This window comes from Paenibacillus sp. FSL M8-0212 (genome assembly GCF_038004645.1).
Taxonomy (GTDB): domain Bacteria; phylum Bacillota; class Bacilli; order Paenibacillales; family Paenibacillaceae; genus Paenibacillus.
In genome coordinates this window covers 1,788,646-1,804,854 of the sequence record NZ_JBBORP010000001.1, presented here as the reverse complement: position 1 = coordinate 1,804,854, position 16,209 = coordinate 1,788,646, and the positions used below count along the sequence as shown (strand labels likewise).

The following is a 16,209-nucleotide window of genomic DNA, read 5'->3' as shown; positions in this document are numbered from 1 at the left end:
TTTTATGAGGTCTACCTGCATTTTATCTACGTTCTATTGATCTTCTATCTGTTACTGTTATTATCTGTTAACGTTATTCAGCCTGCAACGCTTTGATTCGATCCGTAAGGGATCGTTTTCTATAGTACAGGGCTATGGTTGCGAGAACCAGCATTTCGGACAACGGTACGGCAAGCCATACACCCGTGACACCAAAGAATGAAGGCAGGATCGCAATCAACGCAATCATGATGATCATTTCACGCGCAGCTGTAATCCAGATGGCCATTTTGGCATTACCTACAGATTGGAAATAAGTGCTCATGACAAAGTTAACACCCATAAAGACATAGGCAAATGTAAATATACGTAATCCGTAAATGGCATTATCCGTTACGCCACTACTGAAGTTTCCAAAGATTTGCACGAAATAAGGTGCACCGATTTGAACAACAATCAGTAATAATAGACCGCATGCCAGAGCTGTTTTAGTCGCTAAACGTATCGTTTGTTGTACCCGTTTAATCTGATTGGCACCGTGATAATAACTTATCAGAGGTTGGGCAGCGGATGCCAGACCCAGGAACGCTAACAGTACCACACCATGAATATAGTTCAACACGGTAAAGGATGCTACGCCATCCGTGCCCGCAATGCGGTCCATGGAGATATTATGGGAGACAGAGAAGACCGACATGCCGAGTTCAGCCAGAAAGCTGGGGAATCCAATGAGCAGCAGAGAGGCCAGCAGTTTGTTATTCCATTTGAACCGGGTGAACGTGAGATTATTTGTTTTTTTGAAAAAGTGAGTGAACAGGACAAGCAGCGCAAGAGACGCCGATACGATTGTACCGATGGCTACACCACGTACACCCCATTCGAGTACATACAATGTTACATAGTTAATAATGATATTGGCCACAGCAAAGGTAATCTGAGCGTACATGGATGTGTTGGGATTCCCATCGTTTCGTACAAAGACAGAGAGTGCATTCTCAATGGTGAAAACAAACCCGAACAGTAACATGATATTCATATAGTCCGAAGCAAACGGGAAGGTCTCGGCGTTAGCACCGAGGGAGTATACCAGCTTGTCTTTGAACGTAAATGCAGTATATCCAATGGCTATCGTAACTAACATAATGAGCATAATAGATTTGGTGAAAATTTGTTTGGCTGATGTGATATCTTTTCTACCCATCGCGTTGGAGTACAAGGTTGCCCCACCCATACCAATCCACAATGACATGGCAACAAAAAGCGTGTAGACAGGAGAGGCAATGCCGATCCCGGCCATCGCGGTAGAGCCCAGTTTGTGTCCAACCATAATGCCGTCGATAATAAAATTAAAAGCAACTACCAGCATCCCCAATACGGAAGGCACAAGGTAACTTATAAAAGCTTTACCTACAGATTGCCCTTCCAGTGGATGCGTCCATTTCGTATTCATAATGACCTCCGTTAGTAAACTGAATGTTCATTCTGTATTAAATAATACTGAACGTTCGTTCTGTATAATAACACGTCATGAATTCGCTTGGCAACTTTTACGTTTCAATATCGTTTATGTGATAGAGTAGGTGGATATTTATAAGGCGGGAGGAATCGCTTAATGAAACAAAATAAATACGATGAAGTTGAGTTTTTTGATAACTACAGTAAGATGGCTCGTTCTGTTCAAGGGCTGGATGCAGCTGGGGAATGGCATGAATTGCAGACCCTTTTGCCTGAGTTGAAAGACAAACGTGTGCTGGATTTGGGATGTGGTTTTGGCTGGCATTGCCGGTATGCGCGTGAACAACAAGCGAGTTCAGTGATCGGTGTAGATTTGTCTGAAAATATGCTTCAGCGTGCTCGTGAAATGACGGACGATCCGCAGATCGAGTACAAGCAGCTGGCGATTGAAGATATTGATTTTGCACCGGGACAATTTGATGTTGTGATCAGTTCACTTGCTTTGCATTATATTGAACGGTTAGACACGGTGTATGCTAAGATCAATGATTGTCTCGTAGAAGGGGGCACATTTGTACTATCTTCCGAACATCCCATCTTCACCGCTCGCGCTGCGCAGGATTGGCATTACGGACCCACAGGTGAGATTCTTCACTGGCCCGTGGATGATTACCATGATGAAGGGAAGCGTGTGGCGAACTTTTTGAATCAGGATGTGGTTAAATATCATCGCACACTGGCAACACATATGAATGAACTCATAAAGGCAGGGTTTGCTATTCAACAGGTAGCTGAATCCAAGCCATCACCAGAGATGATTGAACAGGTCCCAGGCATGAGAGACGAGAATCGGAGACCGATGTTTCTGATGATTGCTGCGGTGAAAGTATAACGATGAAAATGATACGTTAGATCAGAGGGTAGAAAGAAACTGTGGAAGTGGAGCGTTCGCCTAAAAGCTTTCTGATAGAGATTTCTAACTAAGCAAACTTGAAGGAATCAGTGTGTTCAGAGATGTTGAACATGCTGTTTTTTATTTTGCTACAATAATAAGAAATAATGTCCAAAACAGGGAACCAAATCACATTAGATTCAGTCATATTAAGTGAGGTGAACAACAGTTGGATGATCAATTACTGGCACAGGCTCAGACCATAGACAATTACACACTTAGCAGCATAATGGATGACTACGGAAATGACGTGTGGAATTACGCTTATTTTCTGACCAAAAGTGCCGAACAGGCAGATGAATTGTCGCAGGAGGTATTTATTCGAGCGTACTCGGGGATCGCTCATTATCGTGGAGATTGCTCACTGAAAACATGGCTGTTGACGATTACTAGAAACACGACTTTTACATATCGAAAATCCAGATTCTTTCGTAGCAGTCTGTGGGGAGAGACGTTACCCATTGAGACAGAGCGTGGGGGTTCGGGCCAAAGAGTCATGATTGCAGAGCAGCCTGCACATCCTTCGGCCGAGATGGAAGTGATGCGTAAGGAGCATATCCATGAAATCTGGGATATTGTTCTGGCGTTGCCAAAGAAGTTCCGGGAGATTCTTTTACTGAATCTGAAATATGAGCTTACGACGAGTGAGATTGCTGAGATGTTGAAAATCAGCTTAGGCACAGTAAAATCCAGACTTTCCCGAGGTAAGGATAAGGTACGGAAACAATGGGAGGAGCGAAGCGAATGAGACACAAGGATGAGCAATGGGAAAAGGAAATCCGGAAGGGACCGTTTGCGTCGTCTCCTTTTACAGAGGATCACAAGCGGAAGGTGCTTCAACAGGTGGAGTGGATGAAGAAGTCGGAAAAGGGAAGCAAGGGAGATAGGTCAGAGGACAGTTCCAGGTCATCCAGGTCGTTTAGACCGAAAGTAGGCAACGTTTCACACAAACGTCGCACTAGAAGAGGGCCTCTTGTTGCAGGCATGGGTGCGTTGGTTATTGCTGCGGGATTGTTCCTATGGATCTGGGATGATGGACAGCTGGTGAAACCCGTAATCGAGCAGGTCTATCCGACAGCAGCGTTACAGTTATCCGATGGTTTGAACACAAATCTGCTAACCGACAAAATGAAAAGAAATGTTGCGACTACGATGCGAGATGATCTGGGTAAACAGCTGAAGATTACGAAAGTGGAAGACTTGCCTGTGTCCGGCAGAATATATGTAGAGGCTGGTAGCGAAAGCGAGAAGGAGTACGCGCAGATATGGCTCGATGCGACAACAGGAAATCTGCGTGAAATACAGATGAGACGTGAGATGCAGCCAAGCGAACTGGAACACCGTTATTTGCGTCAAGTTCCATCGCTTTTGCAAAGTATAGGCAGCACTCCAACGCTTAAACCTGTATCAGTCCAGCGTTATGTGAGTATGAAGCAAGGGGAGTCGGAGCCAATATCGCATACGACATTAGCGTTAGAGAATGAGACTGGTTATGGGGAGATTGTATGGCAGCAGGACAAGGCTGTTTCGATCACAGGCGACCTTAGTCCTGATCAGGTATCCCAGGTGGCACTGACGGATGCCAGAAAAGCAATTGAGGCACTGTCTGGTAAAGCCAATCTTGATCTGGTAAGAGCAAGTCGAAGCAAAGATAATGAACTCGGCAAGGATACAGTCTTTTTTTCCTTTAAAGATAAGTACTTTGTGCAGATGACCGAAGGAAAAGCGGGCTTGGGTTATACGGTTGGGGATGCTAATCACTATGAGCAAGACTTTGCAGACTGGGAAGAAATAGAGGCTTATTATCAGGAACTATATAACATACAGGAGTCTCTTCTTAGAGGAGAAGTAGAACCTATAATTAAAAAAATATTTAAAATAGATCTTCAAGCGTATAAACTTCACCGTAATCCTGACCATCCAGGCATGGTCACATTTGAACTGGAGTCGAGCAAGGATGTTTTTCAGGTTGAATATAGGGAAGATGGACGGATCAAGATGATCACCAGAGGCGAGTTATAGGGCTGACCTTATATGTTACAATTTACTTCATAGATGGAATGGGTATAAGGAGATAACGATGAAATATTTGGTGAGTTCATGTCTGGCAGGGGTAGCTTGCCGTTACAATGGAACAGCGAGCCTGGATGAGAAGATTCAGGAGCTTGTGGAGCAGGGGCAGGCTAAGATGGTATGTCCGGAGCTGCTTGGCGGATTCTCCACTCCACGGGAACCGGCTGAAATTATTGGTGGCACGGGTAAGGACGTACTGGCAGGCACTGCAAAAGTGATCGAGAAAAGTGGCAAGGACGTCACAGAACTGTATATTAAGGGAGCCTATCAGACGCTCGAATGGGCGCGAGAATTTAATGTATCGTGTGTGGTATTGAAAGAGTTCAGTCCGTCCTGTGGTACACAGATGATCTATGATGGTAATTTTGCCAATCACAAGGTAATTGGAGAAGGTGTCACCTCAGCATTGCTGAGACAAGAAGGATATACCGTCATTTCTGAAAATGAATGGATGGATCATTTATAGGTCGCACAGATATCGTTTCATATTTACAGAAAAGCCGCTGGATTATATCCTGGCGGCTTTTCTGTTGTCTCCCATTACTTTTCTCATTAAAAGAATAAAGTCGATTTTCCTGAAATGCTAACAAACAGTATGTATACATACGATAAATATATAAGATATATATGGATATCAACTACATAAGCGGGGGAATACTCATGTCAATTCAGTCTAAGTCAAAATATAAGAAAGGAAATAAACTCAAAAATATAAAATTAACAACAACGATGATCATCATGACTTTAATTAGTCTAATCGGCTTGTTTACTGTCTTTCTGATTGGGATTTTCGGAATGAACGAAGCAAAAATGGGACAAGGTATCCTCTACAATGACCGCTTTCAGCATCAAACCAATGTTCTTGAATTGAAAAGTAATTTCTATAATATGCGTGCCAATTATACAAAGGTTCTTGATAATGCAGAGTATACCGACAAACAGTACGATCAGGTTCAGAAAGGTAAGAAGAGTATCACGGATGGCTTGAATGAATTTTCAGCAAGAACATTGGATACCAAAGAAAAAGAGATATTTGCAGATTTGGTAGCAAAGATGGATACATATTATCAGGATATTGAGCAAATCATGGATACCAAAAAGATGTCGGGCACCTACGATAGTGAAGAAAGAGGAAGAATTAACAAAAGCAGTACAGCGATTGTGGAGACGATCACCCTTTTGAGTGCGTATAACGAAGAAGAGTCAGCCAAGCTCTATGCGGATACACAGGAAGTGATTCAGCAGCGAGCCTTGGTGCTCGGTTCGGTTCTTTTGCTTTCGCTCGGGGCACTCATTCTTATTTCATTTGTAATGATTCGCAGTATACGTCAACGAATGAAAGCAATCACCCGTTATTGTGAAGAAATAACACAAGGTAACTTAACGGCATCCTTAGACCCGCATCTAACGCAGGGAAATAATGAGATAAGTGTCATAGCACGAGCTATTCGTACAATGACCGATTCCACAACAAACGTCATTCGTGGTGTAATTCAGGAATCTCATCATATCAACCAGGTTAGCGATCATACCAACCAGAACATGGCTGGTCTGAATGAACGGATTCGTGAAGTATCAGCTACAGTTGAAGAACTCTCTGCTGCAATGGAAGAGGCTTCAGCCCATACGGAAAATATGAATCATTCAGCTAATGAGATGCAACAAGGAGCTGAATATATATCGGAACGGACATCTAAACAAGCAGAGTCCGCCTATGTGACCAGCACGAAGGCTGAAAAGTTGAAGCAGGAAGCCCGCGAATCTAGTCGAGCAGCCATAGACATGTATGATCATACGAGTAAGAAGATGTCAGAAGCGCTGGAACGTGCAACAGCTGTAGATCAGATTGGTATATTATCTCAGTCTATTTTGGATGTTACAGCGCAGACTAACCTACTTGCACTCAATGCATCCATTGAAGCTGCAAGGGCTGGAGAAGCAGGCAGAGGTTTTGCGGTTGTAGCAAGCGAGATTCGAAAGTTGGCTGATGATTCCAGACAGGCTGCTGATCAGATTCAGCAGGTCACGGAAGAGGTTATGCAGTCTGTAACCAATCTGTCCTCGAATGCCAAAGAGTTGCTATCCTTTATGTTCAATCAGGTTGGCAAAGACTATAAATTATTGGAGGATACAGCTGAACAGTATTATGTCGATTCTCTTGATCATGCCAATGCAGTTAAAGATCTCAATGCAACCTCACAACAAGTAACTGCGAATATCAAAATACTAGTTGGTTCCATTCACGAGATTGCATCAGCCAGTGAACAATCTGCCGCATCCAGTCAGGAAATCGCAGGACATATGGTCGCATCTGCTGCGCAATCTGTGGAAGTAGTTAAACAATCTGATCAAGTGAAAGATAGTGCATTAAATCTGAATAAGCTGGTTCAAGATTTCAAAATTTAAAAGGAAAAGAGTCGTAGATAATCCACTAGGCCATGTAAGTGCCCAGTGGATTATTGCTGTCTTTCTCCATTACTTACTTTTATAAACCAAGAAACAATAATGTGCGTACTTTTAATTTATATGCATAGGGCCTAAACTAATACTTGAGATGAAACCACTTAAACATTATTGTTCAACATAAAAAAATATTTAAAAAGGACGTGGAGCTACATGGAAGTTACAGCAAAGTCAAAGACAAAGGAAGACATCTTAAAGGCATATCATTTCCGGCATGCAACAAAAATATTTGACGATACCCGCAAAATCTCGGATGAGGATTTCCAATTTATATTGGAAACAGGCAGATTATCTCCAAGTTCCATTGGTCTTGAACCGTGGAAGTTTCTGATTGTACAAAATTCAAACCTGCGTAAGCGTCTGTCCGAAGTCTCTTCCGGCGCTCAAAAGCAATTGGCTACAGCAAGCCATTTTGTTGTTATTTTGGCCCGATCAGATGCCAGTTATAATTCTCCTTATGCGGAGTACATGTTGAAGGAAACAAAGGGAATGCCAAATAACGTATTTGAGCTAACAAGTGAGGCTTATGGAAAGTTCCAAAATAACCAGAAAATTCTGGATAATCCACGATCATTATTCGACTGGGCATCCAAACAGACGTATATTGCACTCGGCAACATGATGACGGCGGCAGCTCAAATCGAGATTGATTCTTGTCCAATCGAAGGTTTCAGCCGTGAGGACGTCCACCGTATTATGGAAGAAGAGGGCTTGCTGGAAAATGGCGCATGGGGCGTCTCTATGATGGCAGCCTTCGGTTATCGGGTAGAGGAGCCCCAGCGTGAGAAGTCCCGACAATCCGTTGAGAAAATCACGCAATGGATCAACTGAATTCAGCATGAATCCAACATGAATTCAAAAACAATTAGCTAAGATCTAACATTATAGATAAGGATTAAGCAGATTCGGAACAGCCCGATATTTTCCACATGCTAGAAGGGTGGAGAGGGCTGTTTTTCTTTTTATAAAAAAGAACTTGAAAATACATAGATGTCTATGTATAATGAGGTCATGCCAAAATACAACGCAATTGCACTGATTGCAAGAATCAGGGACCATGTCAACAAACGGATTGTACACGAATTGGAACAGCATGAGGTAACAGGGATTGTTCCTTCTCATGGGGATGTATTGATGTTCTTGTACCGGGAAGAGACGCTGTCGATCAAGATGTTGGCTGAACGTGTTCAACGCACGCAACCAACGGTAACGGTACTGGTCAACAAGCTGGAGAAGCTTGGCTATGTTGAACGCAGCAAGAGTGCCGAAGATAGCCGAGTGACTATGATTCGCCTAACCGACCAGGGGAAGCGACTCGAACCGATCTTTTATCAGGTATCAGAGCAGATTAATGACATCATCTATAGTGGCTTGTCCGATGAACAGTCAGAGCAATTGGAGAGTTTGCTGTCCATGATTGTCCGAAAGTTATAATGAATGAACTCTTCTGTCTGCAACCCATCCAGATTTGAATGGGTGGAGGCAGAGGAGCCCAAATATTTTTTTAACCACATACATAGATATCTATGTATGTGGAACGTATCAATGTAACCCCATTTTCGCAAGCTAACTCAAACCAAACCTGGAGGGATTCACACTATGAAACATCTTATCGTATATGCTCACCCGCACACAGACAGCCTTAATAACGCAATCCTCAATACTGCTGTAGAAGCTCTCGAAGCTCAAGGCCATGAAGTGGTAGTTCGTGACTTGTATAAGCTTGGATTCCAACCCGTACTGACTGAAGCCGATACAGCTTCCATGCGAGCAGGACAGACACCACAGGATATCGCTACAGAGCAACAGTTTGTTACAGATGCAGAAGCCATTACATTCATCTATCCGATCTGGTGGACAGGTCTTCCTGCCATTATCAAAGGATATGTTGACCGTGTATTCGCCTATGGTTTTGCGTATGCAGCGGGTGAAGCGGGAATCGAGAAATTGCTGACAGGCAAAAAAGGACTCATCATCAACACACATGGTACACCAAGTGAAATTTATGATCAGATTGGCATGACTGCTGGATTGAAAATAACTTCAGACGTAGGTATCTTCGATTTTGTAGGCATTGAAGCCGTAGATCATCTGCTCTTTGGAAGTATTGGATACCTGGATGCACCCGCATATCAAGCCATGTTGGATCAGGTTAAACAAACGGTTACAACCAAATTCTAATGTGGATGTTGATTCCAAATACGGATTCCATATGATACCAGACCGACTCGATCATGAGTCGGTTTGTTTGTTCATGTGTTTGCAAAATGGATGAAAGGGGGTATAATCGTACCCATGGAACCTATACTTATATTTAAAGCATTATCGAACGAGACACGTAGACAAATCCTGTTGTGGCTCAAAAACCCGGAGCAACACTTTCCACCGCTGGAACTATCTCAGCATCCGGATGGTGGCAAGAACGGAATCTGTGTTGGCACGATTCAAGTGAAGGCTGGACTGGCTCAGTCGGTTATCTCCAGTTATCTGCTGACCATGCTCAAGGCAGGGTTGCTGCTCTCCGAGCGAAGAGGACAATGGACGTATTATCGGCGCAACGAGGAGACAATCCGTCAGTTTGCTGAATACGTGCAGAACGAGTTATAAGCCGGATGCCGGAACGGAAGCTAGGATGCACATGCAGGCAGGGATTCCGTCCGGATGTAAACGGCTAGTTTATCATCACATCACCATATCCAGTTGCGATTTAATTAATCTACATATCTGGATATACAAAAATATAATCATCGAGGAGATTAAACGATAATGACTACAGAAAATACAGCTTCATCCCATAAAGAACATATTAATGATGTTAAGCTTTCCATCCTGGATTTGGCTCCCGTCGTTGTGGGTGCAACACCTGCTGATGCTTTGCGCAACAGCCTGGATCTGGCACAGCATGCTGAGCGTTGGGGATATCACCGTTACTGGGTAGCTGAACATCACAACATGCCGGGTATTGCTTCTTCCGCAACTTCGGTCGTTATTGGATATCTGGCTGGTGGAACCAAAACGATTCGTCTTGGTTCAGGAGGCATCATGTTGCCTAACCATGCACCGCTTGTCATCGCTGAGCAGTTCGGCACACTGGAATCCTTGTATCCTGGCAGAATTGACCTGGGACTGGGTCGCGCACCAGGTAGTGACCGCCGTACATCGCTTGCACTACGCAAAGATCTGAACAGTGGGGAAGATTTCCCTGAGCTTTTGGCAGAACTTAGAGCATACTTTGATGCTTCGGCGACATCTTATCATGCGCCTGTTCGCGCAGTTCCTGGAGAAGGATTGAATATTCCAATTTATCTCTTGGGGTCCAGTGATTTCAGTGCACGTCTGGCAGGTCAGCTGGGATTGCCGTTTGCTTTTGCCAGCCACTTCTCGCCCGATTACACCCGGATTGCACTAGAGACGTATCGAAATAATTTCCAACCATCTGATAGCTTGAAGGAGCCACATGTGATTGTTGGTGTTAACGCTGTTGTTGCAGATACAGACGAGGAAGCCGCATGGCTGGGTACAACGATGCAACAGCAGTTCCTAAACATTATTCGCGGCACAACGGGATTGGTACAGCCTCCGGCAGAGATGGAAGGCAAATGGACGGATCGTGAGAAAGCTGGTGTGGAGCAGACGCTGAAGGCAGCTGTTAATGGTTCGCCAGAAACCGTACGTGGACAGCTGGAATCCTTCATTCGGCAGACGCAGGCAGATGAGCTGATTATTACGTCGATGATCTATGATCATAAGGCACGTCTGCATTCCTATGAGTTAATCGCACAATTGGCGGGAAAAGCCTGATCTTAAATTTTTCAGCATAAAAGCTGCTTAAAGGTAAGTTATAGATACAATTTTACGGTTCGTCTCCCAATGAGGCGGGCCGTTTTTGAATAGGGAGAATTTGCAAATGTTTCGTGTGGGGCAGAAGACTCATTTTGGGGTAAAATGACTTTACCGGTTTAATTTGAAACGGTTAATCAGCACCATACGTATAAATCCAGAGTGTTATACATATGTTGGCTTGTACAAGGTACTTTATTTTATTCGTGTGTAAGGGGCGTTTATCTAGATTTACAGTTTGAATTTTTAATTAAGGATACATGAGAGAGGACGACACGCCTATGGAGCAACCTGAGCAACCCCGCGTTTGGCCGGAGCGGTTCAAGCGATTTTTTCTTAACAACAAGTTTGTGCTATTTCTGCTAATTCTGCTGTTGGTGGGACTGAATGTCATGGTTCTGACCAAAGTATCCTTTGTTCTTCATCCGCTCGCAGTACTCATCAAAACCATTGTGTTACCTATTATTCTGTCAGGCATACTCTACTATCTGCTGAATCCGATTGTGGATGTGATGGAGAGGTGGAAAATCAAGCGCGGCTGGTCCATTCTGATCCTGTATCTTGCGATTGGAGGCATTCTGACAGTCGTAGTATTGGCGGTCATTCCGGTTGTGCGTAACCAGATTGTGGGGCTGATTGAAAATTTCCCAACGTATAGTGAGACGGTAAAACAGCAGTTTGAGGAGCTTACGGGCAGTAAATTGTTCGGTCAGTTCCAGGAAACGGTGAATCTGAATTCGCAGGACTGGTGGGGAACAATCTCCCAAAAGGCTACTGAAATTCTGAACTCGACCTGGACCAAATTGGGTGGATTCCTCGGAGCTTTCACGGAGACCGTGCTATCCATCGTAACGGTTCCGTTCATTCTGTTCTATCTGCTAAAAGACGGCAAGAAGCTGCCAGCGAAAATTCTGTCTTTCCTGCCGATCAAGAGCCGTACGGGCGCAATGCATGTGCTGGAAGATATCAATCACCAGATCAGTTCATTCATTCGTGGACAGATTATCGTCAGCTTCTGTATCGGTATTCTGCTGTACATCGGTTATATGGTCATTGGTCTGGATTATGCACTGATTCTTGCAATTATCGCATCGTTCACGAGTGTTGTTCCGTATCTGGGACCTGCAATTGCGATTACACCAGCATTGATCGTGGCACTCGTCACTTCCCCGGTGATGCTGCTGAAAATGGTTGCCGTGTGGACGATCGTACAGTTAATTGAAGGTAAATTCATCTCACCACAGATCATGGGTAAAACGCTGAAAATCCATCCGATCACGATTATCTTTGTCATTCTGACTTCGGGTAATCTGTTTGGAGTCGTGGGCATTCTGCTCGCTGTTCCAGGATACGCGGTGCTGAAAGTATGTGTATCGCATATCTTCAACTGGTTCAAGGACAGATCGGGCCTTTACGATCCAAACAAGAACAATCTTTTATAACCAAAGTGGCAAGTTCCAATGGATAGTTAATCAGAAGATTTAGTCACTTTTTATTTTGTACAAAACGGTACCCTTACCAAGAAGAACCCCCGTCCATCGGCAAATAGCCGAGAGGCGGGGGTTCTTCTTCATGAACAAGCTTGGCTGCTGCCTAGCTGTGTTTAATATGCTGGAGCGTTTGCAGGAAAATCTGCTCAATATGAGTATCATCCAGAGAGTAGTACACCGTCTTGCCTTCCTTGCGGCGCTTGACGATCCGCATGTTGCGGAGAGAACGCAGCTGGTGTGAAATGGCCGATTGTCCCATGTCTAGCAGAACCGTCAGGTCATGAACACATAATTCCTTCTGTAACAGCGCATCAATAATACGTAGACGTGTTGGGTCGCTGAATGCTTTGAACCAATCTGCCATCTCGGAAGAGGTCTCCCGATCTATGAGTGAAGTGCGAATCGTCTGCACATCCGCTTCAGTACCTGAGCAGGCTGCATCACATTCGCTTGGTGCTTTAACCGGTTGTTCCATTTCCTATCACCGCCTATGTTAACTCAACATTTTGCATAATTCGATTTAACCATTTGTAAGTACAACAACTAGACGAATAAAACCATTTCGATCTTGTTGTTGATTGGAATTCTCTGGTTCGGATTTATGCAAAAGTTTAACTATAGCTCTATTATATCCAAAACCCGCCTAAAGCGAAATGATTACTATTAGCATAATCTGTATGAAAAATCAACAACGATTGTTGACACTCATGTTTAGGCGTGCATATAATAGGGGTAACTAAACATATGAATGAGTGCTCATATATTGAAGGCAATTGAAATATAACATCGTTTTTGTACTGCAAAGGGGAGAATTCACATGGGAACCGGACAGGAACAGGTGAAAAGGGAACTGCTGCTTGATGGACTGGATTGTGCGAACTGCGCATTAAAGATCGAGAATGGCGTCAAAAAAATTAAGGGCATTAACGAATGCTCTGTCAATTTTGTGACCAAAACATTATCGCTACACACCACTTCCGACATGGATGAACAGGTAGTGGAAGAAGCAAAACGCAAAGTGCTTCGGCTGGAGCCGCATATTCGCATTTCGGAAAAAGGAAAACACGTGAACGGACATGTGCACACCCATACAGGGAGTGCAGGTAGTGCAAATAACCACAGTCATGACCATACTGGACATGATCATGGACATTCACATTCACATGGCAAACACTCGCATACTCATGATCAACATCAACATGGTCACGCACATGATCATACACATGAGCACGGGAGTCATGCTGGACATGATCACAGCCATACCCATGATGATGCTCATGCAGGCCACTCGCATGAACATGGTGCAGGCCAGACAAAAGTATTGCTTGCTCGTCTTGCTGCCGGTTCTGTATTGCTTGCCGCTGCGATCTGGTCGCCGCTGGAGGGCTGGGCACAGTTTACGCTATATGCGCTCGCTTATCTGATTGCCGGAGGAGATATTGTGCTCCAGGCGTCCAAAAACATCATTCGCGGTCAGGTGTTCGATGAATACTTCCTGATGTCCGTCGCTACCTTGGGTGCCTTTGCCATTGGAGAGTATCCGGAAGGGGTAGCGGTCATGCTCTTCTATCAGCTCGGAGAGCTGTTTCAGGGCATGGCGGTTAATCGGTCACGCAAGTCGATTCAGTCACTGATGGACATTCGCCCGGACTACGCGAATATCCTGACGGGTTCGGGTGACGAGACCCGGCGTGTATCTCCGGACGACGTACGGATCGGTGATCGTATTGTCGTGAAAGCAGGAGAGCGAGTACCGCTGGATGGTATCGTTAGAGCTGGGCGTTCCATGGTGGACACTTCTGCACTGACAGGGGAATCGGTACCTCGTAAGCTGGAGCCCGGAAGTGATGTACTAAGTGGATTTGTTAACAAAAACGGTATGTTAACAATTGAAGTAACCAAAACGTTTGGCGAATCAACGGTATCCAAAATTTTGGATCTGGTGCAGAACGCAAGCAGCCGGAAGGCAAAAACAGAGCATTTTATTAGTAAATTCGCCCGTTATTACACACCGGTTGTTGTTATCCTTGCAGCCCTGATTGCATTTGTTCCGCCGTTGATAGTTAGTGGTGCAACATTTGCTGACTGGATCTATCGTGCATTGGTCTTCCTGGTTATCTCATGCCCCTGTGCGCTGGTGGTCTCTATTCCACTTGGATTCTTTGGTGGTATCGGAGCGGCTTCACGTAACGGGATTCTCGTCAAAGGCAGTAACTACCTTGAAGCGTTGAACGATGTGAAAGTTGTTGTTTTTGATAAAACGGGTACACTAACCAAAGGTGTATTCAAAGTAACAGCCATTCGTCCCGTAGGCGGACGCACGGAAGAGGAATTGATGAAGCTGGCAGCCATTGCCGAAGCGAATTCCAATCATCCGATTGCCGAATCCATTCGCGCAGCTTGGGCCAAAGCGATTCCCACGCAAGGTGTGGAAGGTTATGATGAAGTTGCCGGACACGGGATCAAGGTGAGCGTGGATGGTCGGGAAGTGCTGGCAGGCAACGCCAAATTAATGAAGCAGGCAGGTATATCCTATACCACACCGGAGACGGCCGGAACGATAGTCCACGTGGCTGAAGCTGGCACGTATGTTGGTCATCTGATCATCGCCGATGAAGTGAAGGACGATGCAGCTGCTGCGATTCAGGCGCTGAAGAAACTCGGCATCCGCAAAACGGTCATGCTGACAGGAGATGCCAAAGCCGTAGGTGAAGCGGTAGGACGTGAGCTGGGTGTGGATGAGGTCTATGCTGAATTGCTGCCACAGGACAAAGTCGAACGACTGGAGCAACTGGAAGCTGCCAAATCTCCGAAGGAAAAAATGGTGTTTGTCGGTGACGGTATCAACGATACCCCTGTGTTGGCACGCGCCGATGTGGGCGTGGCGATGGGTGGACTCGGTTCAGATGCCGCGATTGAAGCGGCAGATGTGGTCATCATGACCGATGAACCGTCGAAACTGGCGAGCGCAATCCGCATTGCAAAGCGTACACGAATGATTGTATGGCAAAATATCGCGTTTGCTCTGGGGGTTAAGGCGATTTTCCTGCTACTCGGTGTGTTCGGCATAGCCACCATGTGGGAAGCGGTATTCTCGGATGTTGGTGTCACGGTGCTGGCTGTCCTGAACGCCATGCGTGTACTTCGTGTGAAGAATATCTAAGTTTACGAAACGATCCAGGCGGCTCTTCGTATATACGTAGAGCCGTTTTTATATTTTTTTCAAGGCATTATGTAGATAAGTCTAACTAGACATTTACACGAGAACGGAGAGGACAGAAATAACTTGAAGAAGCGAAGCGTTCACCTTTATCCCCGGATTTTCCCCTTTCAATAGGGAATCAAAAAAATCTGGGGGTAACAGTGATCGGAAGGTTATTCTGTCATCGGAGTGTCAGTGTAAGCAGGTCTATGGAAGACAACAGTGAAGGGGAGAATATTTTGACTGGAGCAGTAGTTGGGATCATCATTGGAGTGTGTTATTTCATTCTGGGGTTAATGGTGTTCAAAAAACCACCGAAAATGATTAACGGAATATATGGTTATCGGACTCCGCGTGCAATGAGTAATCCCGAGTTGTGGGACGAAGCGCAAAGTTATAGCGCCAATCTGATGATGCAATTTGGTGTGATTATTACGGTATTCGGCATTATCGGTTTCTGGCTTACAGATGTACGAGCTTTGGTGCTCAGTCTGGTTGCTACAGGGTTCTATACGATCAGACTATTTACCAGAGTTGAAGGGCGGTTGAAGCAAATGCAGCGTGCTCAACAGCAACAGCAACAGAATGAGCAGAACGTTTAAGGTAAAATGAATGAATAGTGTAGAGAGGAAGACCTGCGTGTGAAGCGGGTCTTTTTTTGTTGAAGTAGAGAAGCGAAGAGGCTGTTAAACTCGCTAAGACTTCATACATAAAATCTAACGTTGACGTTAACGTTAATATTATATATAATTATG

15 protein-coding genes are annotated in these 16,209 nt (G+C 44.8%); 13 read left to right on the top strand and 2 right to left on the bottom strand.

Features of this window, described 5'->3' with window-relative positions; genetic code table 11:
• Window positions 1-73: 73 nt before the first annotated feature.
• Window positions 74-1,429, bottom strand: a complete 1,356-nt coding sequence (locus MKX68_RS07945) for an MATE family efflux transporter (RefSeq protein WP_340910653.1) — start codon at window positions 1,427-1,429, stop codon at window positions 74-76.
• A gap of 162 nt (window positions 1,430-1,591) precedes the next feature.
• On the opposite strand from MKX68_RS07945, the gene MKX68_RS07940 reads away from it, so the two are divergent.
• The 11 genes from MKX68_RS07940 to MKX68_RS07890 all read left to right on the top strand — a co-directional run bounded on the left by MKX68_RS07940 (window position 1,592) and on the right by MKX68_RS07890 (window position 12,204).
• Window positions 1,592-2,326, top strand: a complete 735-nt coding sequence (locus tag MKX68_RS07940; RefSeq protein WP_340910650.1) for a class I SAM-dependent methyltransferase — start codon at window positions 1,592-1,594, stop codon at window positions 2,324-2,326.
• 229 nt (window positions 2,327-2,555) lie between these two features.
• Complete coding sequence (locus MKX68_RS07935) at window positions 2,556-3,134, top strand: RNA polymerase sigma factor (protein WP_289391060.1); 579 nt, start codon at window positions 2,556-2,558, stop codon at window positions 3,132-3,134.
• Window positions 3,131-4,408, top strand: coding sequence for a hypothetical protein (locus MKX68_RS07930; RefSeq protein ID WP_340910648.1), 1,278 nt, complete (start codon window positions 3,131-3,133; stop codon window positions 4,406-4,408). The genes MKX68_RS07935 and MKX68_RS07930 overlap by 4 nt, the downstream gene beginning before the upstream one ends.
• Window positions 4,409-4,466: 58 nt before the next feature.
• Window positions 4,467-4,925: a DUF523 domain-containing protein gene (locus MKX68_RS07925; RefSeq protein WP_340910646.1), complete on the top strand. Its 459-nt coding sequence runs from the start codon at window positions 4,467-4,469 to the stop codon at window positions 4,923-4,925.
• Between the two features lie 161 nt (window positions 4,926-5,086).
• Window positions 5,087-6,865 carry a methyl-accepting chemotaxis protein gene (locus MKX68_RS07920; RefSeq protein WP_340910644.1) on the top strand — a complete coding sequence of 593 codons (1,779 nt, stop codon included), beginning with the start codon at window positions 5,087-5,089 and terminating at the stop codon, window positions 6,863-6,865.
• Between the two features lie 210 nt (window positions 6,866-7,075).
• Window positions 7,076-7,753 (top strand): NAD(P)H-dependent oxidoreductase, encoded by a 678-nt coding sequence (locus MKX68_RS07915; protein WP_340910642.1) that lies wholly within the window; start codon window positions 7,076-7,078, stop codon window positions 7,751-7,753.
• Between the two features lie 165 nt (window positions 7,754-7,918).
• Window positions 7,919-8,356, top strand: coding sequence for a MarR family winged helix-turn-helix transcriptional regulator (locus MKX68_RS07910; protein ID WP_340910639.1), 438 nt, complete (start codon window positions 7,919-7,921; stop codon window positions 8,354-8,356).
• Window positions 8,357-8,521: 165 nt separating this feature from the next.
• On the top strand, window positions 8,522-9,103 hold the full coding sequence (locus MKX68_RS07905) for an NAD(P)H-dependent oxidoreductase (protein WP_307540089.1): 582 nt from the start codon (window positions 8,522-8,524) through the stop codon (window positions 9,101-9,103).
• A gap of 114 nt (window positions 9,104-9,217) precedes the next feature.
• Entirely contained in the window at window positions 9,218-9,529 is a 312-nt protein-coding gene (locus MKX68_RS07900) for an ArsR/SmtB family transcription factor (protein WP_036668255.1), read from the top strand.
• A gap of 159 nt (window positions 9,530-9,688) precedes the next feature.
• Window positions 9,689-10,723 (top strand): LLM class flavin-dependent oxidoreductase, encoded by a 1,035-nt coding sequence (locus MKX68_RS07895; RefSeq protein WP_051449565.1) that lies wholly within the window; start codon window positions 9,689-9,691, stop codon window positions 10,721-10,723.
• A 320-nt stretch (window positions 10,724-11,043) separates the two neighbouring features.
• A complete protein-coding gene (locus tag MKX68_RS07890) occupies window positions 11,044-12,204 on the top strand; it encodes an AI-2E family transporter (RefSeq protein WP_036614215.1) in 1,161 nt (386 codons plus the stop codon).
• Between the two features lie 151 nt (window positions 12,205-12,355).
• On the opposite strand, the gene MKX68_RS07885 is transcribed toward MKX68_RS07890, so the two are convergent.
• A complete protein-coding gene (locus MKX68_RS07885) occupies window positions 12,356-12,727 on the bottom strand; it encodes an ArsR/SmtB family transcription factor (RefSeq protein ID WP_100526808.1) in 372 nt (123 codons plus the stop codon).
• Between the two features lie 342 nt (window positions 12,728-13,069).
• Here MKX68_RS07885 and MKX68_RS07880 point away from each other — a divergent pair, with 342 nt between their 5' ends.
• Together MKX68_RS07880 and MKX68_RS07875 are read left to right on the top strand one after the other, a co-directional pair.
• Window positions 13,070-15,415 carry a heavy metal translocating P-type ATPase gene (locus MKX68_RS07880; RefSeq protein WP_340910633.1) on the top strand — a complete coding sequence of 782 codons (2,346 nt, stop codon included), beginning with the start codon at window positions 13,070-13,072 and terminating at the stop codon, window positions 15,413-15,415.
• Between the two features lie 248 nt (window positions 15,416-15,663).
• Window positions 15,664-16,056 carry an SdpI family protein gene (locus tag MKX68_RS07875; RefSeq protein WP_340910631.1) on the top strand — a complete coding sequence of 131 codons (393 nt, stop codon included), beginning with the start codon at window positions 15,664-15,666 and terminating at the stop codon, window positions 16,054-16,056.
• Window positions 16,057-16,209: the final 153 nt, after the last annotated feature.